Raw genomic sequence first — 20400 nt, 5'->3', positions numbered from 1 at the left:
TGGTGTCGCGTTAATGTGCCGGCGGCCAATGCCGGCGCGCTTGCCAATCCGGCTGCGGGACCCTATCGAGCCGGGATGATCAATTATCTTCTCGTCGGTGCCGGCGGTGCGCTGGGTGCTTTGTCGCGCTATCAGGTCGGCCGGTTGACCTTTCGCTGGTTCGGCCCGGAACAGGTGTGGGGCACATTCGCCGTCAATCTGGTCGGCGGCCTTCTCATGGGCCTGCTGATTGGTTGGCTGGCCGCGACCGACCGCGCCGACCAGCAATATATTCGCCTGTTTGGTGCCGTGGGCTTCCTCGGCGGCTTCACGACATTCTCGGCATTCTCGCTGGAGATCGCCAACATGTTGGAACGCAAGGCCATCCTGCCGGCCTTTGGCTATGCGGCCAGTTCGGTCGTATTGGCCCTGGCCGCAGTCTTCCTCGGCCTGTGGATCATGCGGAGGGCCTTCGCATGAGCGGCGTCCAGACGATCAAGGTTGAAGCCAGCGAAGATGATTCCCGGGTCGACCGCTGGTTCAAGCGCCGCTTCCCGCACGTCTCGGCAATCATGGTCCAGAAATTGTGCCGCAAGGGGCAGATCCGGGTCGATGGTGGTCGGGTGAAGGGGGACAGCCGCGTCCATGAGGGCCAGGAGATCCGCATCCCGCCGCTGCCGGAACCCGGCGAGCGGCCGCCGGCCAATCGTTTGTCCGACGAAGACATTGCCTATGTGAAGTCGCTGGTCATCTATCAGGACAACGAGCTGATCGCCTTCAACAAGCCGGCCGGCCTTGCGGTTCAGGGGGGCTCCAAGACAACGCGACATCTCGACGGTCTGCTGGATGCTTTCGGCACAGGTCTTGACCGGCCTCGCCTGGTGCACCGGCTCGACAAGGACACGTCCGGCATTCTCATCGTCGGCAAGGGACCCAAGGCCACCGCGCGCCTCGCGAAGGCCTTCCAGTCGCACAAGACCCGCAAGACCTACTGGGCTATCGCCATTGGTGTGCCCAAGCCCAAGAAGGGCGAGATCAAGGGCTTCATGCGCAAGGCCGCCTCGGTCGGGGTCGACAGTGAGCGCGAGACCATGGTCGCGGCCGGGCATGGTGATGACGGTGCCCAGCACGCCCTAACCCGCTATGTGGTGATCGGCGAGGCCGGCCAGAAAGCCTCCTGGGTGGCGCTGCGTCCGGTCACGGGCCGGACCCACCAGCTGCGGGTCCATCTGGCGGCCATGGGCACCGCCATTCTCGGCGACAAGAAATACACCTGCCACCGTCCGGCCCCGGAAGACCTGGGGCGACGGTTATGCCTGCACGCCCGCCGCCTGGAAGTCCCGCGACCGGGCGGCAAGCCGTTGGTGCTGACCGCGGACCTGCCGCCGGCGCTGAAGAAGATTTATGACACGCTCGGCTTCTCGGTGAAGGAAATCAGTGAGGTCGACATCGAAGATGATCTGGCCTAGCCGTTGTCTTTTGCCGCCTGCTTGGCCTTGAAGGCCGCGACTTTCTCCGGGCTGGTCTCGCCCTGATATTTCGCTTTCCACTCGGCGGGCGGCATGCCGTAGACGCGTTCGCGGGCCTGGTCTTTTGTCACTTCGATGCCGCGCTCCGACGCCGCTTCGCGCCACCAGTCACCCAGGCAGTTGCGGCAGAAATCGGCGAGCAGCATCAGGTCGATATTCTGGACTTCCTTGTGGGCGTCCAGATGCGCGACGAGGCGGCGAAAGGCGGCAGCATCCAGCGCCGTGCGCTCGGTTTCGGTGATGTTTTCGGGCAGGGTCATGGCGGCGGCGCTCCGGCTTGCGTGTGATGCATGGGTAGCATGAGGCGGGGCCTGCTTGCCAAGCCCGGCGCAGCCGCCTATGTCGCGGCCAAGCAGAAGGAGCCTCGCGGCGTGAGCACCCCACTCAAACTCGCGATCTGGGATGTCGACGGCACCATCGTCGACAGTCGCCAGGTGATCCAGAAAGCCATGGACCGCGCCTTTCGCCGCGCCGGTCTGGGCGGGATCGAATATGACCGCACCCGCACCATTGTCGGGTTGGAGCTGACCGAAGCGGTCACCCGCCTGGCGCCGCCGGACTATTCCGCCGTGCAAGCCGTTCAGCTCGCCACCTTCTACAAGGAAGCCTTTGTCGAGCAGCGCGCCGAGGCCGGCTTTTCCGAACCGCTCTATGACGGCGTGCGCGACACGATCGAGCGACTGGTCGATGCCGGCTGGTTGATGGGCGTGGCGACCGGCAAGGCCCGTCGCGGCCTCGACATCGTGTTCGAGCATCACGGCCTGCATCGCTATTTCGACACGCTGCAGACCGTCGATGGCGGCGCTGGCAAGCCGCATCCGCGCATGGTGCTGGACGCGATGCGGGAGACCGGCACGGACACCTTCCAGACGGTGATGATCGGCGATACGCGGTTTGACATGGAGATGGGCCGTAATGCCGGTGTCCATACGCTTGGTGTGGGCTGGGGTTTCCACACTGCCGACGAGATTGCCGAAGGTGGCGCCGACAGCATCCATCATGATTTCGCCGGACTTGATGCCGCGCTGGACCGGTTTGCCGCCGCGGTCGATAGCGCCGCCGGGCAGGAGACAGGCACATGAGCCAGACCTATGAAACCAAGCCGGGCGTAAAAATTCCAAGCCGCGAGAGTGCACTGCCCAAGCGTTTCTACACTGATGTGACCGTGGTCGCGGACGGCGAGGTCTTTGCCGTGCATCTCGACGGGCGCCCGGTCAAATCACCGGCCAAGCGGTCGCTGGCGCTGCCGACGCGGGCACTGGCAGAGCTGGTTGCTGCTGAATGGGCGGCCCAGGGCGAGCGCATTGATGCGCCAAGCATGCCGGCAACGCGGCTATGCTTCGTGGCGCTGGATCTGATTCCCAATGCCCGCGCGGAGACCGTGGCCGAGGTGACGAAATATGCCTCGACTGATCTCGTCTGTTTCCGTGCGCCGGAACCGCCCGCACTGGCCGCATCGCAAGCCGCCGCCTGGGACCCGATCATCGCATGGGCTGAAAGTGCCCTCGGCGCGCATTTCGTGCCGGCCACCGGGCTGATGCCGATCGACCAGGATCCGGTCGCCCTGCAGCGTGTCATGCAGCGGGCCGGCGAGCTCGATGACTGGCGTTTGACGACACTGGCCCATGTCACCGCTGTCTGCGGCTCGGCCCTGATTGCGCTGGCCTTGCTTGACGGCGAGATTGACGGCGAGAAAGCCTTCGTCCTCTCGACCCTGGATGAGCATTTCCAGATCAGCCAGTGGGGCGAAGACCATGAAGCCGCCGACCGCCTGGCCCGCTTGCGCACCGAATTGGTGGTGATGGGCGAAGTCCTGCGTGCATTGGACGCGGCGTCTGCGGCTTGATGCCAGGCGCCAGACGATTAACCTGCATCCCTTGATGTTGCGGAGACTGGACCATGGCTGACACCGCCCCTGTGCAAGCTGGCAAGACCGGCCCCGGCGGGCTGCTGGACTTTGACGTCCTGCGCAAGGCCAGCGTGCGGACCGAGCCATACAATTATTTCGTCGCCGAAGCCGCGCTCAGCGAGCGCGAGGCGGCGGACGTGCGCCGTGATTATCCCGCCATCGACAAGCCGGGCTATCTGCCGCTCTCCAAGCTGGAAGCCACCGGCGAGTTCAAGCGCCTGATGGACGATCTCAACTCCGCCGAGCTGGCGCAGGTCCTGAGCGACAAGTTTGGCGTCGATTTCACCGACAAGCCGCGCATGATCACCGTGCGCAAGGTCTCCCAGCTGTCGGACGGGCCGATCCACAACGACTCGAAGTCGAAAATCCTGACCATGCTGACCTATCTCAATGCCGAGTGGGACGGCACGGGTGCCGGCTGTATCCGCGTGCTCAACGGGCCGAAGGATTTCGAGGATTTCACCGAGGAAGTCCCGCCGCTGGCCGGCTATGTCTTTGCCTTCCTGCGGGCCGACAATTCCTGGCACGGCCATCTGCCCTTCGAGGGCGAGCGCTATGTCGTGCAGACGACTTTCCTGACCTCGCAGGAAGAACTCGACCGCAAGGAAAACCGCGGCGGGCTGCAGTATTTTCTGAAAAAGCTGAACCCGTTTCAATAGCGAAACGACTGGCCCGACTGCCGCATCCTTTGATCAGAAGGCGTGCACGGCGGCCCAACGGTCGAGGCGGCGGAAGGCTTTGCCCGGCCAGTTCGACACGCGCCCTAGCGGCAGGGCCTGGGCCATGCTGTCGATCGCCTGGCCGGTTCGCACCAGCGCGTGGGCGAGGGACGGGCGTTGCAGCCGCCCGCCCACCACACCGAAGCCGGCATTCGAGAGACGCCGCTTGAAGTCATAATCGCCTGGTCCGAGATGGATTTCGCGCACGCCCTGGTCCGCGAGGTGGCGGGCGATTTCGAGATAAAGCGTCAGGCCCGGTCCGAGCTTGGAAAACTCCGGCCGGTAGACCGGGAACCAGTAGTGCAGCACCGTGTCCGAACGCATGCCGAAATGGGCAGCGGCGAGTTGGCCATCGATCTCGACGGTCGACAGCATGCCGGCAAATTCCGACGTGTCGGTGTCGAACAAGTCCTCGATCAGGTGACGGGCCCAGCTGGCGACAAAGACGTCGAGGGCGTTGGTGCGGCGATATTGCTCGCGCTTGGTTTCGATCACCGCGCGCAGGGCGTCGGGACGCCGGTCGTCAAGACGGAAGACAACCCGGTCGCCCAGCTCCGCCAGCTTGCGCTGACGGGCGCGGATATTGCGCATCGCCTTGGCGTCTTCGCGGGCGCAATCATCGAGAAAACTGTCATACCCGGACGACAGGTCGGAAACCCAGGAAATCTCGGCCGGCGCCGTGCTGCCGCGGGCGAAGCTGGCTTGGTCGGCGAGGGCGCCGTGATAATTGAGGATACCGAATCCACTGCCGGCAAGCGCGGCTTCGACATCGAGATCGGGCGTCGTGGTGATCAGGCCATGATGATCGCCCAACGGGCCGCCGATCGGCCGTGCCACGCCTGAACGGGACAGGTGCAGCGGCAGGAATCCGGCGATTGTGCCGTTTCGGTGCAGGATGGCGATACGGGTGTCCTGACGTCGGCGAGCCACCGCCTCGACAAAGTCCAGCGAGAAGTAAGGCGAGGCAAGAGACCGGTTTTGCTCACGAAAACCGTTCCAGACCTGGCGCTCGGCGGCGCCAATCCCGTCCAGTGTCACAATGTCCGTCCGAGTCATCTGGTCGCTCATGCGCCGATCCCCAATCCCGTCATGCCGTTTACCCTGCAAGAGATGCGCCCGGGCTGCTGCGTGCGGTGGGGTTGCGGCCTGTGACTGGCGCACCGGCTTGATTGCACAAGCATTCGCGGGTCTGCTATCTGGCGCATAACAAGAATCCCGTGGGGAAGGACCTGCCATGAAAGACGTGCTCGAGCAGCTGGAAGCCAAACGCGCCGCGGCCCGGATGGGCGGCGGAGAAGCGCGCATCGCCGCACAGCACGGCAAGGGCAAGCTCTCGGCTCGCGAACGCATCGAACTCCTGCTCGATGACGGCTCGTTTGAAGAGTGGGACATGTTTGTCGAGCATCGCTGCGTCGATTTCGGCATGGCGGAGAAGAAAATCCCCGGCGATGGCGTGGTCACCGGCCATGGCACGATCAATGGCCGCCTGGTCTATCTCTTCTCCAAGGACTTCACCGTCTTCGGCGGCTCCCTGTCGGAGACCCATGCCCAGAAGATCGTCAAGATCCAGAAAGCCGCCATCCAGAACGGCGCCCCGATCATCGGGATTTTCGACGCCGGCGGAGCCCGTATCCAGGAAGGCGTCGCCTCGCTGGGGGGCTATGCCGATATCTTCCTGCAGAACACGCTGGCATCGGGCGTCGTGCCGCAAATCTCCATGATCATGGGGCCGTGCGCTGGCGGTGATGTCTATTCGCCGGCCATCACCGACTTCATCTTCATGGTGAAGGACACCTCCTACATGTATGTGACCGGCCCGGACGTGGTGAAGACCGTCACCAATGAGACCGTCACCCATGAAGAACTGGGCGGCGCCTCCATCCACGCGAAAAAGTCCGGCGTTGCCGATGGCGCCTTCGAGAATGATATCGAGGCGCTGGTGCAGCTGCGCCGCCTGATCGACTTCCTGCCGCTGTCCAATCGCGAAACCCCGCCCAAACGCCCGACCCATGACAATGCCGAGCGCATGGAGCCCAGCCTCGACACGCTGGTCCCGTCCAATCCGAACAAGCCCTATGACATCAAGGAGTTGATCGAGAAGGTGGCGGATGAGGGCGATTTCTTCGAGATCGCGCCGGATTATGCCGCCAATATCGTCACCGGTTTCGGCCGCCTCGACGGTCAGCCGGTCGGCTTTGTCGCCAACCAGCCGATGTCACTGGCCGGCGTGCTCGACAGCGATGCCAGCCGCAAGGCCGGCCGTTTCGTGCGCTTTTGCGACGCCTTCAACATCCCGATTGTCACCTTTGTCGACGTGCCCGGCTTCCTGCCCGGCACGCGCCAGGAATATGGCGGCCTGATCAAGCACGGCGCCAAACTCCTCTTCGCCTATGCCGAGGCGACCGTGCCCAAGCTCACCGTCATCACCCGCAAGGCCTATGGCGGCGCCTATGACGTGATGAGCTCGAAACATCTGCGCGGCGACGTCAATTACGCCTGGCCGACTGCCGAGATCGCCGTGATGGGCGCCAAGGGCGCCGCCGAGATCATCCACCGCAAGGATGCCGCCGACCCCGACAAGATGGCCGCCCACGCAGCCGAATACGAAGACCGCTTCGCCAACCCCTTCGTCGCCGCCGGCCGCGGCTATATCGACGACGTCATCATGCCCCACGGCACCCGCAAACGCCTGATCTCGGCGCTAAGAACGCTGAAGAACAAGAAGGCGGAGAACCCGTGGAAGAAACACGATAACATTCCGCTTTAGGGGGTGGACGTCATTTTGAAAGCGGATTCTGAGTACAGTTGATATAATCCGTGTTTCTCAAAAAACTCACGATGTGCATCACCTATGTGTTCAAGAATGGTGTACTTTTCTATTAATTCCTTAAATCTCAACCCTTTTTCTATAAGGCCATTTAGCAGCAAAAGTGAAAGCTCAGAGTTCGTAATTTGTGCTTTGACAATGTCAGCGTGAAATTGTGATGATGCAGAATTCTCATCAATATACTTAAAAATTCGAAAAATTGTCCGAAGGTAACTTCCCAACTGGTAGTCTAAGCTTTCGTAGTATCTTTGATATTTTGTGATTTTGTCGGAATCTCCACCCTTCGCAATGTGAAGTATGAGCTGGTCGAACGCGCGTGGTCCCCTCGTGCTGCTGTACTCAAAAGATTGCGCATTGTCTCTGTAAAGAGATATTAGTTTAAATAGTGTGTTTTCTAAGTTTTGTTCAAAAGCGCTCTTTTTTATTTCGAATATCTCATGGCGCTGAATTTGTACTCCCCAATACAAAACAATTAGCGCGATTAGAGCAACGCCCGTGCCCGCTGTGCCACCAATCAGTGCTCCAAAAGCTGCCCAATCCTCGCTTTTTGATGATAATTCGCCATTAAACTCAACAAAGTACATGATAATGATCGCGAAAAATGAAATCGTGACCAGCGCAACGAGCGCCCATCTAAGCCATCCAAAATTGTTTTGGTGCTGTTGCAGGTGAATTGCCATTTTGGTCCTCTTCAAGCTCGAATGGTTGATGGCACTCTAGCCGGATTCAGTTGGCTCTATATACGGCAATCCAAAGTTGCTCGCATTGGCGTTCTGAGTCTTGGGTCGGTTCCCAACGCTTGAAGCGAAGTGAGGTATGCTAACAGAGTTCACCTGAATCCTTTTAGCGCCGCTGGTTGTTTGGCTCTTGAATTCCGCTTCTGTACTACACGCGAGTGAGTTGGTTCATGATAAGATGTCCGCAGGCTGGGAGGTGCTCCGATTTTGGTGTGAGTAGATACGAGTCACAGGCTGTTTTCAGCAGTGCCGCCGACACTGCACCACCTCCACCCGCTGCCCATCCCCAGCCCCCACAACCCGATAGACCAGCCGGTGCTTGCTATCGATGCGGCGCGACCACCAGCCTGACAATTCGCCCTTGAGAGGTTCCGGTTTGCCTAAGTCCTCGAACGGGTTGCGGCGAATGTCTTCGATGAGCTGGAGGGTGCGTTTGGCGAGGCGGGTTTCGTGGCGGACCAGCCAGGTGAGGTCGTCGAGCGCCTGCTTCTCGCCGCCTGCGGCGTCGCCCCTCCGTCTCGCCGCTTCGCGGCGACCCACCTCCCCACGATGCGGGGAGGAAAAGTTAGACCGTCTTTCTTCCCCACATCGTGGGGAAGTGGCCCGGCGCGCAGCGGCGGGTCGATGGGGTGGCCGAAGGCCATGCGAGCAGCAGCGTGTCATTGACGCCGCGTGAATTCAAAGCGTGGCGCCTGGCGCTCACCCATCCATATTTCGCTTGCCGAGAGGTCGCCGTATCCGTTTCTTGCCGTCAAGGGGCATGCCCGCTGCGCGGCCCTTCGGGCCCTTGACGGCAAGAAACGGACACGGCCTGCTGGCTGACAAGCGATGTATGGCGCGGTCCGCGCACGCACGCGCACTCTCACACACCATTTTCCCGGGCGACGCCTCGGGAGCGACTGAACGGCACTCGTCGCGCTGGGGCCCGTTGGTCCCGGATGGCGCTGGCGCGATTTCGGCAAATGGGGCGGCAAATCGTATCGCGACGCAACTTGACAGCGTGGTCAATCCAAGGCTGTTCTTGCACGGTGCGATCATGGCGGTTTCGCCCTTGTTCAATTAACGGTGGATGAGCAGCCATGGATCAAAACTCACACGCCGGGAATGACCTGATTATCAGGCTGTTGGCCATCCTGGTCGCGGTCCGCGCACTTTATACCTTGACGTGGCTGCTCGTCGTCCTCGGCATCCGGGCCGATCTCCTGGCGCCGCCACTCGATCTCCTGCCTTACGCGCAAAGCGCACCGGTCTGGTTGATTGCCGGCTGGGCGACCTACGCGGTCGGCTATGCGGTGACAGCGGGACTGATTGCCAGCAACCGGCTGATGGCCGCGACCTGTCTCTATGTGGTCAGTTTTGCGCTCGATTCAGCGATCTGGTTTTACTTCACCTCGATCGCCATGCCGCTGGTGCATGCGATCAACTGGGTCGTGCTCGCGGATGTGGTGACCAATGGTCTGGATCTCGGCGTGATCGCCTGCCTCGCAATCATCGAGGCCAATCGCCTGTTGAAGGCGCGTCTCGACGTGTAGGCGCGTGAATGGCCGCGGCTGGTTCCGGACCGGCTGGCTGACAAGCGATTTATGGAGTGTTCCGCGTTCGCGCGTCTTAAGCACACACCATTTTTTCGGGCAGGGACCCGGGGCCAACCGAACCTGCCTTGAAGCGCTGAGCCGGCCGTTGGTCCCGGATAGCGCTGGCGCGCTTCCGGGAGACATGTCGTGGTATTGGGTTGAGGCAAGCGCCGCTACGCCGCCCGTACCGCCTTCGCCAGCATCGCCGGATAGCCGTGCGTGATGCAGGTATGGCCCTCGTAATAGCCACGTGTCGCCAGCAGCTTGTGCAGGCGCGGGAGATTATAGGGCGGGACGGCGGCGAACATGTGGTGTTCGAGGTGGAAATTGACGTTATTGGGCGCCACCAGCAGGCGCTCGAACCAGCGCGCAACCGTGGTGTGGGTGTTGAGGCGCGGCTCGGTGTCATAGCGGTCGATGGCGACGCCGTGCTCGCCGATATTCCGCAGCCGCATAATCGCCGGATAGAGGAAGAGGCGGGCCACCCACCACAGCGCGTAAGCCCAGATCGCCCCGGCGGCGGCGAGGGCAATGATCAGGACCAGCTGGAAGGCGAGGAAGGGGAGTTTGGCGCGCCAGTCAGGCTTGCGCCAGCTCATCACCATTTCCTTGAAACCGGTCTGACCGGTCAGGTCGCGGGTGAATTTGCGGCGCAGGCTGTCGCGCGTCACCGGATAAGCTTTGACCAGGCCCTGGTCGGGGTCCTTGTCGGTGCCGGCATGGCGATGATGGTCGAGATGATAATCGCGATAGAGCTGCAGCGGCACATCGACCGCGGCGCCGCCGATCCAGCGTCCGGCGAATTCGTTGAGCCAGGGCGTGCGAAACAGCGCCTTGTGGGCACAGTCATGCAGCACGATGGCAAGGGCCAGCTGGCGCCCGGCGATGATCAGCACGGCGATGATCGCGGTCAGCGGGTTGGGCCAGATGATGGCCAGCGCGAAGGCGGCGGCCAGCAGGGCGATGTCACCGGCCAGCATCAGCATGCCCTGCCAGTTCGTCGTGCGTGACAGCTCGCGCAATTCCTCACGGTTCACGCAATCGGACAGGCGGCGGTCATTTCCGGCGTGCTGCTGGCTCATGCTCTGTCGACCTTCCGTGCTTTGCCCGCCGGGCGGGTCTCTTGGCGCCCATTGTCTCGCAGAAGCCGGTTTGGCGAAAGAGGGGGCGCGGCGTCAGGTCTTGACGGCGCCACGACCGGTTGGAATGAAGCGCACGATGAAGGTTACCAGCAGGACGCAAGCCAGCGGGTAGAGGGCGTGGGCGAGGGCATTGCCCTCGGCCATGCCGGCGAGCAGGGCGAGGCTGATCACCAGCCGTCCGCCGCGCACCCGGGCATGGCTGAGCGCTTCGCCGCGGGCATCGCAGACGCTGGTCGGGACGGGGCACAGCCAGGCGCCGAGAAGGCCAATCACGACCAGCCCGCCAATCACCGCCATCAACGTGGTCGACACGCCCTGCGGGATCAACAGTGCCGTGAAATCACCCTCCAGTATGATCAGCTGCCAGACCGTGAAGGCGAGGGCGATCAGGGCGGCGATCAGGGCGAGGCTGCGGGAGCGGTCGAGATTGACGTCGATGGCGATGGCAATCGCGGCGACCAGTCCCATCAACGCATAGCCGTCGCTGAAGACCGACAGCCCGGCCAGAACGAGGACGATGCCAAGATCGCCCGGCTTGGCCGGTTGCCCCACGGTGCGGTTGACCGTGCGCGCCGCCATTAGGACGAAGGCGAGTGTCCAGACCGAGGTCGGCAGGCCCATGACCAGCCCGTAGAGGATGAGGGCCGCGGCCACAAAGGCGGTCAGATTGCGGTCGGGATCGGCTTCGCGGCCCAGGGCCCAGCCGAGAAAGATGATCACCATGCCCTCCAGTCCGGTGATCAGCGCATTCACCGCGCCGCCGCCGGCGGAGAGATAGGCATGCAGGCCAAGCCCGATCCCGATCAGTGGCAGGGCGACCAGGACGGCCAGATTGGTCGGATATTTGGCTTCCAGCGGACGGGCGATGGAGGACAGGCGGTAGACGGCTTTGCTCATTGATCGATTCCCCTTTGCACCGGAGACTATGGCGAATCGCGCTCGCTGCCAGCCTCGGAGGGATTGCGCATGATGGAAGCCCTGCTCGTTTCGGCCGGAATGGCCGTCTGGACGGTGCTCGTTCACATGGTGGGCCTTGGCGCCCTGCTGGCCTTGGCGCGCCTGAGGAGCGGCCGGATCGACCCGCACGGCTCGAACCTGCGGCAGGCCTTGTTCATCCTGTTTGTCGTTTTGGGTCTGTTCGTTGTGCACGCGATCGAAATCTGGAGTTTTGCCTTGGCCTATCTGGCGCTGGGGGTGGTCTCCGGCCTCGAGGAGGCGCTGTACTTTTCGACCTCGACCTTCACCACGCTCGGCTATGGCGATGTCATCATCGACAATGAGTGGCGTCTTGTTGCGGCGATGGAAGGGTTTACCGGCTTCCTGATGATCGGCTGGTCGACGGCCTTCCTGGTCTCGATCGTCGGCAAGCTGCGGGCCCTGGAGGCGGACTGGCTGGAGCGGCCGCGCGACGCAGAGTGAGTGCAGCGACTGAGACGCGCCGCCGCCACCGCTTGCCGCCCCCGGCCAAGCCACGCTAAACCCGTGACACCTGTGCGGTAATCACCCGCACCCGGATCAAGGGGCCAGCATGTTCAAGAAGATCCTGATCGCCAATCGGGGCGAGATCGCGGTTCGCGTCATCAAGACCTGCAAACGCCTGGGTATCGCCACGGTGGCGGTTTATTCCGAAGCTGATGCCGACAGCCTGGCGGTCGAAATGGCTGATGAGGCCGTCTTCATCGGCCCGCCGGCGCCCGGCGAAAGCTATCTGGTTCTCGAAAAAATTCTCGACGCGATCAAGCAGACCGGCGCCGATGCCGTGCATCCCGGTTTCGGATTTCTGTCCGAGAACGCAGCTTTTCCCAAGGCGCTGGAAGAGGTCGGCGTGGCCTGGATCGGGCCGAACATCCACGCCATCGACGCGATGGGCGACAAGATCCGCTCCAAGCAGCTAGCCGCCAAGGCGGGCGTGTCGACCATTCCCGGTGCCGATGGCGAGATCGCCGATGCCGATACCGCGCTCGCCGCGTCCAAGGCGATCGGTTATCCGGTCATGCTCAAGGCGTCGGCCGGTGGCGGCGGCAAGGGGATGCGGATTGCGCGCTCGGACGTCGAGGTCACGGAAGGCTTCAAGGCGGCCCGCAATGAGGCCAAGTCGTCGTTTGGCGATGATCGCATCCTGATCGAGAAATTCATCGAAGAGCCGCGCCATATCGAGATCCAGGTGATGGGCGACAAGCATGGCCATGTCATCCATCTCAATGAACGTGAATGCTCGATCCAGCGCCGCAACCAGAAAGTTCTGGAAGAGGCACCATCTCCCTTCCTCGACAAGAAGACCCGCGAGGCCATGGGGGCCCAGGCCGTCGCCCTGGCGGCCGCGGTTGACTATGACAGCGCCGGCACGGTCGAGTTCATTGTCGACAAGGACAAGAAATTCTATTTCCTCGAGATGAATACCCGGCTGCAGGTCGAACATCCGGTCACCGAGCTGACGACCGATGTCGACCTTGTCGAGCTGATGATCCGGTCGGCGTCGGGCGAGCCGCTGGGCCTCACCCAGCGCGATGTCCCGATCAAGGGCTGGGCCGTCGAGGCACGGCTCTACGCTGAAGACCCCTATCGCGGTTTCCTGCCGTCGATCGGTCGCCTGAAACGCTTCCAGGAGCCGGCTGAGGGCAAGCTGGGCAAGGGGGAGCTGCGTATTGATGCGGGTGTCCGCGAAGGCGATGAGATTTCGCTCTTCTACGACCCGATGATCGCCAAGGTGATCGGCTATGGCAAGGATCGCGAGACCGCGATCGACACGCTCGCCGCCGCCCTCGACCGGCTGCATATCGAAGGCCTGCAATCGAATGCGCCCTTCCTGTCGGCCGTGCTCGACGAGGCCGAGTTCCGCGCCGGCCGTATCCACACCGGATATATCGCCGAACATTTCCCGGAAGGGTTTCACGGCACGGCGCCGCGCGAGGAGCAATTGGTCGCGATGACCTGCGCTGCGGCGTTTGTGCACGAGACCTTTGTGCGCCGCGCCGGTTTGATTGAAGGCCGCATGCGGCCTGTCGAGGAACCAAAAATGCGCGAATGGGTCGTCCTGCTCGACAAGCGCCGCATTCCGGTCGAGATCGAGATGACCGGTCCCGGCCGGGCCTCGCTGTGGGCACCGTCGCTGGCGTCGGAGCGCCTGGAGGTCGAAACCGGTTGGCGCGCCGGACAACATCTTTTCGAGGCCAATATCAACGGGCAACCGGTCGCGCTTGAATTCGCCGACCGCACCGAAGGCTATCATTTGCGCCATCGCGGCTTCTCCGCCGTTGCGCTGGTCTGCACCACCCGGTCCGCCGAACTGCACGCCATGCTGCCGGAGAAGGAAAAGCCGGACATGGCGAAGCTGGTCGTCTCGCCAATGCCGGGCCTTGTGGTCTCGCTCGAGGTCGAGGAAGGTCAGAGCGTCAAGACCGGTGAACCGCTGGTCATTGTCGAGGCCATGAAGATGGAAAACGTGCTGCGCGCCGAAACCGATGGCACGATCAAGTCAATCAAGGTCGAGGCCGGCGCCTCGGTCGCCGCTGATGAGCTTCTTGTCGAATTCGAATAGGTCCGGGGCCCACCCGGGGAAGGCAGACGCGATGGACTGGCAATTCCTGTTGTTGAACCCCAATGGCCGCATCGCGGCGCGGGACTACTGGATCGGCGTCGCGATCATCATCGGCGGCAATATCCTGGCCGACATCATCCCGATACTGGGTGGCTTGATCTGGCTGGGGCTGATCTGGGTCGGCCTGTGCGTCTACGGCAAACGCCTGCACGATACCGGTCGCAGTGCCGCCATTCACGCCCTCCCATGGTTGGTAAGTTTCGCGCTCGCCATTGTTGCCGTGATGATGGTGGGCGGCGCCATCCTGTCCGCTGTGCTGTCGGGCGGCGATATCGGGCCGGCGATGTTCCTGTCGGCCGGTGGCGGATTACTCACGCTTGGCGGCTTGGGGACGTTGATCTGGGCCGGCTACACGGTTTGGCTGGGCATGGCACCCGGTCAGGGTGGCGACAACCTCTATGGCGCCGCACCGGCGATCGAGTCCGGGCCTGTCACGGTGGATCCGCAGCCGACAGCAGGCAAGGACGACGATAGGCCCGGATGAGGCCATTTCCCGTCAGGGGCGAAAAACGGCTGGAGAATTCCTGGAATCCGCCTAGGCTTTGCCCGCCAATGACAGGGGAGAGTCAAAGCCATGTCGCTCAATAGTTTCATTCTTAATCCGGCCGATGCCACACGGATCCTGTTCGGGGCGTCTGGCAAGTTGTCACCCCAGGAATTCGCCCAGGGCATCGTCGCCATCATGGCGGCCTATATCGTGTTGCAATTCATCAGCCTGATGCCGGGTTTGGGCTTGCTGCTCAGCTTTGTCGGCGGCCTCGTGCTCGCCTTTGCCTGGGTGTGCGTCTATGCCAAACGTTTCCACGATGCGGGCAAGTCCGGTTGGCTTGCGGCGGCAGCCGTGGTCGCGGTCCTGGTTATCGTAATCGTGGCGAATGTCATCCTCATGCCCGTGTTGGGGGTGAACATGGCCGGGGGTACCACGATGCCGGTTGTCACGGTCAGCAGTGTTCTTGCCGGTATCATCAGCAGTCTGGTCGGGAATGCGGTAGTCGGTTATTTCGTCTACAAGATGCCAACAGTCTGATCGCTGACCGGCCGGGACGCGTCCGGGTCGAATCCTGCTTGAATATGGCCGGTTCCCGGGTAGATACGGGGACCGGCCATTTCACTGTCCAGAGGACGACTTCATGAATCCGCTTGCCCTCCTGCTGCCCAACCACCGCGCGTCTGTTTCGGCTTTCATCCTCGGCATCGCCATCCTGGCTGCCCTGGACGCGATCCGGCTCGCTTTCGGCACGGCTCCGGTGCCGGGCATCATTCCGATGGCGGTGATCTGGTTTTGCTGTTTTTCCCTGTTCGCCAACCGTCGCCGCCATGCCGGCCGCAGTATCGGCCTCGCCATCCTGCCGATCGTCCTGTCCATCGTCGCAAAGGGAATCGGCACGCTGATCGGTGTTGGTATCGCGTCGTTCCAGGCGATGATCACCTTTGCCGAGGAGCAGGGTGTCGACACCTCCGATACGGTGGCATTCAACGAAGCGGTTTCGGATCCGGGTTTCCAGGAAGCTTTCTCGACCTGGATCGAATCGGACACCCAACGGGCGATGGAAATGTTCTCGCAAACGGCGTGGCCGTCCTATGTCGGGTTCTGGGGCGTGCTCGCGGTCTTCGTGCTGTGGTTCGCCACCATGCAGCGCAACAGCGCATCCACTAATCAGGGCTGAGCGGCTTGCAGTCGCGGCGGGTTGGCACGGGTCACGTCCCCGAAGGCTTGTGTCCAGGCCAGGTGCAGCGCGACGTCGAAATCCGCCATCGAGATGTCATGGCCCAGATCGGCCAGTGAGGTGACGCCATAGCGGGGATCCGAGATGCCGCACGGTGTGATGCCGGTGAAATGGCTGAGATCCGGATCAACGTTGAAGGCGATGCCGTGGAAGGAGACCCAGCGGCGAAGGCGCACGCCGATCGCGGCAATCTTGTCCTCGCGTCCGCCTGACCGGTCGACCCAGACACCGACCCGGCCGTCGCGAATGCCGGCTTCGATGCCGAACTGCGCCGCGGCCCCGATCAGCCAGTCTTCCAGCGACTGGATGAATTTGCGCACATCGCGGCCGCGCCGCGTCAGATCCAGCATGACATAGGCCACGCGCTGGCCCGGCCCGTGATAGGTGTACTCGCCGCCACGCCCGGTCTCGTAAACCGGGAAACGGTCCGGCGACAGCAGGTCACCGGCCTTGGCGCTCGTCCCTGCCGTGTAGAGCGGCGGGTGTTCCAGCAGCCAGACCAGCTCATTGGCCCCGCCCGCCGCAATCGCTGCGGCCCGCGCTTCCATGAAGGCGAGGGCGGGTTGATAGGGTGTCAGGCCGGGCGAAACAGCCCATTCGACGTTTTGTAATGTCATATCCTGAAGTCTTAACGCTGCGGAAACCGTATTGGCCAAACATCAGGCCCGCGATGATGATCCGCAAGTCCTGGAGTGCGACGTGAGTCAGATCAGTTCGGTGGAAGTGGAAATTTCAGTCCTGTTGGGCCGGTCGAAGATGCCGATCCAGCAATTCCTCCGCATGGGACGCGGTGCGGTGATCCCGCTCGATTCGGGCGAGGACGACCAAGTGTGGATCCTGGCCAACAATCATCCCATCGCCCGCGGCGATGTTGTCATCCAGGGCGACCGTATCGCCGTGTCCATTACTGGACCGGCCGATGCCAACGAATTCTTCGCAGCTGCATAAAGCGTTGCAATACCCTCTTCACAAGGTGCGGGGATGTTGCTATCTCCCGCGCCTCCATGACGTGCGGTCGTGGCGGAATTGGTAGACGCGCAGCGTTGAGGTCGCTGTGGGGTAAAACCCGTGGAAGTTCGAGTCTTCTCGACCGCACCATCTCTCTCCTTCAGGGGGCGAGATCGGAAGAAACCCTCACTCAGACCTGATCGTGCGAGCCGGGCTTTTCCGGTGTCAGAACGGTGAGCCTGTAGGCCGCCGAGACGCAGGCAATGCTGGCCAGTGAATAGGCCACCAGCAACAGTCGCAGCGGCAATTCCTCCATCACCAGACTGAGCCAGAACAGCGGCGTGCCGATATCGTCCGGCAGGTCTCCGGGCTGCGAGGGCAGGTCGGTGGCGATCGCGAGCACAAGCGTGTTTGACCAGATGATCAGCGGCACGATAAGGGCCAGGGATGCCAGGGCGACCAGCCACAGTCCGGCGCCGAGGCCGAGCGCCGCCGGGCGGGCCCGATTGAGCGCGGTGCCGTACCAGTCCCGCCCGCCAAGGACGCTGGACGGGTAGATGAAGGAGAGGCGCGCGAACAGCGGGCTCAGCCAGATTGCAATCCCGCCGGAGAGGGCGCCGACCACGATGCGTGGCGTATTGCCAACCAGTCCGGCGATTTCAGCCAGCGCGACCAGTAAGGCCGCCAGAACGAAAACGACCGCAGCCGTGGCGAGTACCGTGAGGCCCAGCGCCAGAGAACGCATCAGGATGCGCCAGAAGCCGGTTTGTGGCACCTCGATGCCGACGCTCCGGGCCGGCCGTTCCAGCATGGTCTTGTGGCCGAGAAAAATCAGGGCAGCGGCCATCGCGCCTTCGAAAATATTCGTGGTTCGTCCGACCAGTTGCGCAAACAGGGTGACGATGGTGTAGGCGAGGCTGACTCCGATCCACAAGGTCACCAGGGCGCCGGCGCGGGCGCCAAATGTCGCGGCAGCCTGCCGGAGTATACGGCCGGCGGTGACGCGCTCTTCGCTTCCGCCGATGCGGGTAAAGCCGAGCCCGAACAGGATGATCAGGCCGATTGTCCCGCCGATCGCCAGCCCGGCCAGGACCGGCAGGTTTTCCTCACCCGTGATACTGAACACGTCTTCGCCCCCATTTCTCCCAGTAAACGTCATAAAGCGTCGGTATTTCAGGTCAATGCGATTGAGGTTGCCGGTCGGGACGGCTAAGAGAGGCACGTATGGTGCCTGTCTTGTCGGCCGACGGTGCACTCGATCATATCCCCTTATGGAGGCGTGAATGGGCGAAGCCGCTTATGATGACGACGTCCTGATCGACTCGCCTGCCCGGGCCGATACCGATCCGGAATTCGTTGCCAATCTGCGGCAGGCCATTGCCGACGCCGATGGCGATCTCGTGCGGCGCATGCTGGTGCCGTTGCACGAGGCCGATATCGCTGACGTGGTCGAGCAGCTCTCGGCCAGCCAGCAGGGCGCGCTGGCGGAACTCGCGCCCGATATCATTACCGGTGAAGTGCTGGCCGAGCTCGAGCCGGATTCACGCGAAGTGGTGATGGAGTATCTGGATACCGCGCATCTTGCTGCGGCGATCCAGGAACTCGACTCAGACGATGCCACCGAAGTCGTCGAGGAAATGGACGCGGCAACGCGGACCGCGGTGCTCGCGGAAATCTCCGACAGTGATCGTGAAGCGGTCGAGCAGAGCCTGTCCTTCGAGGATGAGACGGCCGGTCGTCTCATGCAGCGCGAATTCGTCGCCGCGCCGGAATTCTGGTCGGTCGGGCACGCGCTCGACCACATGCGCAATGCGGCCGATGACCTGCCCGACAAATTCCACGACCTGTTCGTGATCGATACAGGCTTCCGCCCGGTTGGCGAGATCCCGGTCTGTCGCCTGTTGAGCGCCCGGCGGGATGTCGCCCTGAGTGATCTGATGGAAACGCCACGTATCCTGGTCGATCCCGAGACCGACCAGGAAGAGGTCGCCTACCTGTTCCAGAAATACCACCTGGTCTCGGCGCCGGTGGTCGACAGTGCCGGTCGACTGACCGGCATGCTGACCCTGGACGATATCGTCCACGTCATCCAGGACGAGAACAAGGAAGACCTGCTCGCCCTGGCCGGCGTGAATGATGCCGGTCTTGCCGACACCGTTGTTCGCTCTGTGCGTTCCCGTGCGCCCTGGCTGCTGGTCAATCTGGGCACGGCGATTCTGGCGTCGGGTGTGATTGCCCTGTTCGAGGGCGCGATCTCGCAGATCGTGGCGCTCGCCGTCCTGATGCCGATCGTCGCCTCGATGGGTGGCAATGCCGGCACCCAGTCGCTGGCCGTCGCCGTGCGCTCGATCGCTGAACGCGATCTGACCGCCGCCAATGCGGTGCGTGTTATCTGGCGCGAACTGGCAACCGGCATGGTCAACGGCCTGATTTTCGCCGTCATCATGGGGCTTGTGACCGTCCTGTGGTTCCGCGACTGGGAATTGGCGGCGGTAATTGCCATCGCCATGGTCCTCAATCTGGCCTGTGCCGGCCTGTCAGGCATTCTCATCCCGCTGGGGATGGTCCGGGCCGGCGCCGACCCGGCTGTTGCCTCCTCGGTTTTCGTGACCACGGTGACCGATGTCGTCGGCTTTCTGGCATTCCTGGGGCTGGCGACACTCGTCCTGTTGTGATGATATTCCGCTTCGGGTTGGCAAGGCCCGGCAATCGAATGGTGAGAATGTGCGTTTTTCTGTCCTGATCCTGAGCCTTTTCGCTGCGATGGGTGCTCCGGCGGCCGCGCAGGGCGTCTGGGAGACGGCGGCCCGGCTCGACGCTTCGCGCGCCGGTCTCGCCGTGGTCGCCCATGATGGTCGTATTTATGCCGCCGGCGGCGCCGGCCTGACGGATCCGCGCAGTGAATTTGAAAGCTATGACATCGAGCTTGATCGCTGGTTCCCGGAGACGGCCCTGCCGCGCGGGCTGGAGCGGTTCGGGATGGCGTCGGTCAATGGCCGCATTTATGTCGCCGGCGGTTATGCGCGCGGCGAGGACGGTGTCGCGCCGAGCGCAGGCGTCTGGTCCTGGTCCTTTGACGGCAATATCTGGCAGAGCGAGGCGGCGATGCCAGCGGCCAAGGCAGACCTCGTCCTGGTGACGGTTGATACATCGCTCTACGCCTTTGGCGGACTTCGTGACGACCGGGAAGCCTTCGTCTTTGATCCCGAGGCTCGCGAATGGGACACGCTTGCCGTTCCCCAAGGCGTCACGCGCCGGGCGGCGGCTGCCGCCGTGGTCGATGGCCGGATCTATCTGGCTGGTGGACGGCAGGACGCCGAGGCCCTGACCCGCGTCGATGTCTTTGACCCACAGACCGGTGACTGGGATCGTGCCCCGGACCTGCCGGCGCCGCGTTCCGGCGCCGCCGTGGCGGTGCTTGACGGGCGCATCCATCTGCTCGGCGGCCGCGGTGCTGACACCCGCGAGACGTTGCAGACACATGTGTCCTGGCAGCCCGGTGATGCCGACTGGCGCGAGGAGGCCGCGTTGCCGGCGCCGCGCACCGGCGGCGGTGCGGCGGTGCTGGCTGATGAAATCTATTTGATCGGGGGCGGATCCGGCGGTGGTTTCCTGGCTCCGTTCACGGCCCTGGACACCACAGATGTGTTCGATCCGGGCAACGATTAGGGCCGCGGCGTCAGGCTTGCAGGGGACAGCCCAATGTCTGGC

At 62.8% G+C, this 20400-nt stretch carries 23 protein-coding genes and 1 tRNA gene; 16 read left to right on the top strand and 8 right to left on the bottom strand.

Translation table 11 applies throughout. The annotated features are described in order from the left end of the window. Positions 1 to 75 precede the first annotated feature (75 nt). Both crcB and C7435_RS05550 read left to right on the top strand, forming a co-directional pair. Positions 76 to 459, top strand: a complete 384-nt coding sequence (gene crcB / locus C7435_RS05555) for a fluoride efflux transporter CrcB (protein WP_121210412.1) — start codon at positions 76 to 78, stop codon at positions 457 to 459. Next, a complete protein-coding gene (locus C7435_RS05550) occupies positions 456 to 1448 on the top strand; it encodes an RluA family pseudouridine synthase (protein ID WP_121210347.1) in 993 nt (330 codons plus the stop codon). Before crcB ends, C7435_RS05550 begins: the two co-directional genes overlap by 4 nt. On the opposite strand, the gene C7435_RS05545 is transcribed toward C7435_RS05550, so the two are convergent. Next, entirely contained in the window at positions 1445 to 1768 is a 324-nt protein-coding gene (locus C7435_RS05545) for a DUF1244 domain-containing protein (protein ID WP_199288356.1), read from the bottom strand. The two genes, C7435_RS05550 and C7435_RS05545, sit on opposite strands and share 4 nt — an antisense overlap. A 111-nt stretch (positions 1769 to 1879) precedes the next feature. Here C7435_RS05545 and C7435_RS05540 point away from each other — a divergent pair, with 111 nt between their 5' ends. The 3 genes from C7435_RS05540 to C7435_RS05530 are packed head-to-tail and all read left to right on the top strand — an operon-like array spanning position 1880 to position 4076. Continuing rightward, a complete protein-coding gene (locus C7435_RS05540) occupies positions 1880 to 2590 on the top strand; it encodes an HAD-IA family hydrolase (protein ID WP_233350689.1) in 711 nt (236 codons plus the stop codon). Next, entirely contained in the window at positions 2587 to 3354 is a 768-nt protein-coding gene (locus C7435_RS05535; RefSeq protein WP_121210345.1) for an ATP12 family chaperone protein, read from the top strand. Before C7435_RS05540 ends, C7435_RS05535 begins: the two co-directional genes overlap by 4 nt. Positions 3355 to 3407: 53 nt before the next feature. Next, positions 3408 to 4076, top strand: a complete 669-nt coding sequence (locus C7435_RS05530; RefSeq protein ID WP_075190847.1) for a 2OG-Fe(II) oxygenase — start codon at positions 3408 to 3410, stop codon at positions 4074 to 4076. Between the two features lie 33 nt (positions 4077 to 4109). Here C7435_RS05530 and C7435_RS05525 read toward each other — a convergent pair whose 3' ends face one another. After that, entirely contained in the window at positions 4110 to 5204 is a 1095-nt protein-coding gene (locus tag C7435_RS05525) for a GNAT family N-acetyltransferase (RefSeq protein ID WP_170150344.1), read from the bottom strand. Between the two features lie 166 nt (positions 5205 to 5370). Here C7435_RS05525 and C7435_RS05520 point away from each other — a divergent pair, with 166 nt between their 5' ends. Beyond that, complete coding sequence (locus tag C7435_RS05520) at positions 5371 to 6903, top strand: acyl-CoA carboxylase subunit beta (RefSeq protein WP_121210343.1); 1533 nt, start codon at positions 5371 to 5373, stop codon at positions 6901 to 6903. Here C7435_RS05520 and C7435_RS05515 read toward each other — a convergent pair. Further along, positions 6900 to 7643, bottom strand: a complete 744-nt coding sequence (locus tag C7435_RS05515; RefSeq protein WP_121210342.1) for a putative phage abortive infection protein — start codon at positions 7641 to 7643, stop codon at positions 6900 to 6902. The two genes, C7435_RS05520 and C7435_RS05515, sit on opposite strands and share 4 nt — an antisense overlap. Positions 7644 to 7940: 297 nt before the next feature. After that, positions 7941 to 8240 carry a Txe/YoeB family addiction module toxin gene (locus C7435_RS05510; protein ID WP_121210341.1) on the bottom strand — a complete coding sequence of 100 codons (300 nt, stop codon included), beginning with the start codon at positions 8238 to 8240 and terminating at the stop codon, positions 7941 to 7943. A 539-nt stretch (positions 8241 to 8779) separates the two neighbouring features. Here C7435_RS05510 and C7435_RS05505 point away from each other — a divergent pair. Then, a complete protein-coding gene (locus C7435_RS05505) occupies positions 8780 to 9232 on the top strand; it encodes a hypothetical protein (protein WP_121210340.1) in 453 nt (150 codons plus the stop codon). Positions 9233 to 9447: 215 nt separating this feature from the next. On the opposite strand, the gene C7435_RS05500 is transcribed toward C7435_RS05505, so the two are convergent. Together C7435_RS05500 and C7435_RS05495 are read right to left on the bottom strand one after the other, a co-directional pair. Continuing rightward, positions 9448 to 10356: a fatty acid desaturase family protein gene (locus C7435_RS05500; RefSeq protein ID WP_121210339.1), complete on the bottom strand. Its 909-nt coding sequence runs from the start codon at positions 10354 to 10356 to the stop codon at positions 9448 to 9450. A gap of 93 nt (positions 10357 to 10449) precedes the next feature. Further along, positions 10450 to 11313, bottom strand: coding sequence for a hypothetical protein (locus tag C7435_RS05495; protein ID WP_121210338.1), 864 nt, complete (start codon positions 11311 to 11313; stop codon positions 10450 to 10452). 69 nt (positions 11314 to 11382) lie between these two features. Here C7435_RS05495 and C7435_RS05490 point away from each other — a divergent pair, with 69 nt between their 5' ends. The 5 genes from C7435_RS05490 to C7435_RS05470 all read left to right on the top strand — a co-directional run bounded on the left by C7435_RS05490 (position 11383) and on the right by C7435_RS05470 (position 15681). After that, positions 11383 to 11835, top strand: coding sequence for a potassium channel family protein (locus C7435_RS05490; RefSeq protein ID WP_075190838.1), 453 nt, complete (start codon positions 11383 to 11385; stop codon positions 11833 to 11835). Between the two features lie 109 nt (positions 11836 to 11944). Then, on the top strand, positions 11945 to 13954 hold the full coding sequence (locus tag C7435_RS05485) for an acetyl-CoA carboxylase biotin carboxylase subunit (protein ID WP_121210337.1): 2010 nt from the start codon (positions 11945 to 11947) through the stop codon (positions 13952 to 13954). A gap of 31 nt (positions 13955 to 13985) precedes the next feature. Continuing rightward, positions 13986 to 14498 carry a DUF805 domain-containing protein gene (locus C7435_RS05480; protein WP_170150343.1) on the top strand — a complete coding sequence of 171 codons (513 nt, stop codon included), beginning with the start codon at positions 13986 to 13988 and terminating at the stop codon, positions 14496 to 14498. Positions 14499 to 14588: 90 nt separating this feature from the next. Beyond that, complete coding sequence (locus C7435_RS05475; protein ID WP_121210335.1) at positions 14589 to 15041, top strand: DUF805 domain-containing protein; 453 nt, start codon at positions 14589 to 14591, stop codon at positions 15039 to 15041. A 103-nt stretch (positions 15042 to 15144) separates the two neighbouring features. Further along, positions 15145 to 15681: a hypothetical protein gene (locus C7435_RS05470; protein ID WP_121210334.1), complete on the top strand. Its 537-nt coding sequence runs from the start codon at positions 15145 to 15147 to the stop codon at positions 15679 to 15681. Here C7435_RS05470 and lipB read toward each other — a convergent pair. Further along, positions 15672 to 16358, bottom strand: a complete 687-nt coding sequence (gene lipB / locus C7435_RS05465) for a lipoyl(octanoyl) transferase LipB (RefSeq protein ID WP_121210333.1) — start codon at positions 16356 to 16358, stop codon at positions 15672 to 15674. The genes C7435_RS05470 and lipB overlap by 10 nt on opposite strands. A gap of 82 nt (positions 16359 to 16440) precedes the next feature. On the opposite strand from lipB, the gene C7435_RS05460 reads away from it, so the two are divergent. After that, positions 16441 to 16689, top strand: a complete 249-nt coding sequence (locus C7435_RS05460) for a FliM/FliN family flagellar motor switch protein (RefSeq protein ID WP_041637474.1) — start codon at positions 16441 to 16443, stop codon at positions 16687 to 16689. 63 nt (positions 16690 to 16752) lie between these two features. Further along, positions 16753 to 16839: transfer RNA gene (locus C7435_RS05455), tRNA-Leu, on the top strand. 40 nt (positions 16840 to 16879) lie between these two features. Here the strand turns inward: C7435_RS05455 and C7435_RS05450 are convergent. After that, positions 16880 to 17815: a hypothetical protein gene (locus C7435_RS05450; protein WP_075190832.1), complete on the bottom strand. Its 936-nt coding sequence runs from the start codon at positions 17813 to 17815 to the stop codon at positions 16880 to 16882. A 157-nt stretch (positions 17816 to 17972) separates the two neighbouring features. On the opposite strand from C7435_RS05450, the gene mgtE reads away from it, so the two are divergent. Both mgtE and C7435_RS05440 read left to right on the top strand, forming a co-directional pair. Next, positions 17973 to 19364, top strand: coding sequence for a magnesium transporter (mgtE, locus tag C7435_RS05445; RefSeq protein WP_075190831.1), 1392 nt, complete (start codon positions 17973 to 17975; stop codon positions 19362 to 19364). A gap of 49 nt (positions 19365 to 19413) precedes the next feature. Continuing rightward, positions 19414 to 20358 (top strand): Kelch repeat-containing protein, encoded by a 945-nt coding sequence (locus C7435_RS05440; RefSeq protein WP_170150342.1) that lies wholly within the window; start codon positions 19414 to 19416, stop codon positions 20356 to 20358. The last annotated feature ends 42 nt before the right edge of the window (positions 20359 to 20400 follow it).

Origin of the sequence: Maricaulis maris, from assembly GCF_003634045.1 — a bacterium.
Lineage (GTDB): Bacteria > Pseudomonadota > Alphaproteobacteria > Caulobacterales > Maricaulaceae > Maricaulis > Maricaulis maris.
The sequence above is the reverse complement of the archived record's forward strand: the minus strand, read 5'-3'. Positions and strand labels throughout refer to the sequence as shown.

Bases quoted from the DNA above. Each gene is read 5' to 3' on its own strand.
- C7435_RS05505 (WP_121210340.1), top strand. From the start codon at position 8,780: ATGGATCAAAACTCACACGCCGGGAATGACCTGATTATCAGGCTGTTG.
- C7435_RS05475 (WP_121210335.1), top strand. From the start codon at position 14,589: ATGTCGCTCAATAGTTTCATTCTTAATCCGGCCGATGCCACACGGATC.
- C7435_RS05530 (WP_075190847.1), top strand. From the start codon at position 3,408: ATGGCTGACACCGCCCCTGTGCAAGCTGGCAAGACCGGCCCCGGCGGG.
- C7435_RS05470 (WP_121210334.1), top strand. From the start codon at position 15,145: ATGAATCCGCTTGCCCTCCTGCTGCCCAACCACCGCGCGTCTGTTTCG.
- lipB (WP_121210333.1), bottom strand. From the start codon at position 16,358: ATGACATTACAAAACGTCGAATGGGCTGTTTCGCCCGGCCTGACACCC.
- C7435_RS05515 (WP_121210342.1), bottom strand. From the start codon at position 7,643: ATGGCAATTCACCTGCAACAGCACCAAAACAATTTTGGATGGCTTAGA.
- C7435_RS05485 (WP_121210337.1), top strand. From the start codon at position 11,945: ATGTTCAAGAAGATCCTGATCGCCAATCGGGGCGAGATCGCGGTTCGC.
- C7435_RS05520 (WP_121210343.1), top strand. From the start codon at position 5,371: ATGAAAGACGTGCTCGAGCAGCTGGAAGCCAAACGCGCCGCGGCCCGG.
- C7435_RS05525 (WP_170150344.1), bottom strand. From the start codon at position 5,204: ATGAGCGACCAGATGACTCGGACGGACATTGTGACACTGGACGGGATT.
- C7435_RS05490 (WP_075190838.1), top strand. From the start codon at position 11,383: ATGATGGAAGCCCTGCTCGTTTCGGCCGGAATGGCCGTCTGGACGGTG.
- C7435_RS05545 (WP_199288356.1), bottom strand. From the start codon at position 1,768: ATGACCCTGCCCGAAAACATCACCGAAACCGAGCGCACGGCGCTGGAT.
- C7435_RS05550 (WP_121210347.1), top strand. From the start codon at position 456: ATGAGCGGCGTCCAGACGATCAAGGTTGAAGCCAGCGAAGATGATTCC.
- C7435_RS05535 (WP_121210345.1), top strand. From the start codon at position 2,587: ATGAGCCAGACCTATGAAACCAAGCCGGGCGTAAAAATTCCAAGCCGC.
- crcB (WP_121210412.1), top strand. From the start codon at position 76: ATGATCAATTATCTTCTCGTCGGTGCCGGCGGTGCGCTGGGTGCTTTG.
- mgtE (WP_075190831.1), top strand. From the start codon at position 17,973: ATGGGCGAAGCCGCTTATGATGACGACGTCCTGATCGACTCGCCTGCC.
- C7435_RS05480 (WP_170150343.1), top strand. From the start codon at position 13,986: ATGGACTGGCAATTCCTGTTGTTGAACCCCAATGGCCGCATCGCGGCG.
- C7435_RS05495 (WP_121210338.1), bottom strand. From the start codon at position 11,313: ATGAGCAAAGCCGTCTACCGCCTGTCCTCCATCGCCCGTCCGCTGGAA.
- C7435_RS05500 (WP_121210339.1), bottom strand. From the start codon at position 10,356: ATGAGCCAGCAGCACGCCGGAAATGACCGCCGCCTGTCCGATTGCGTG.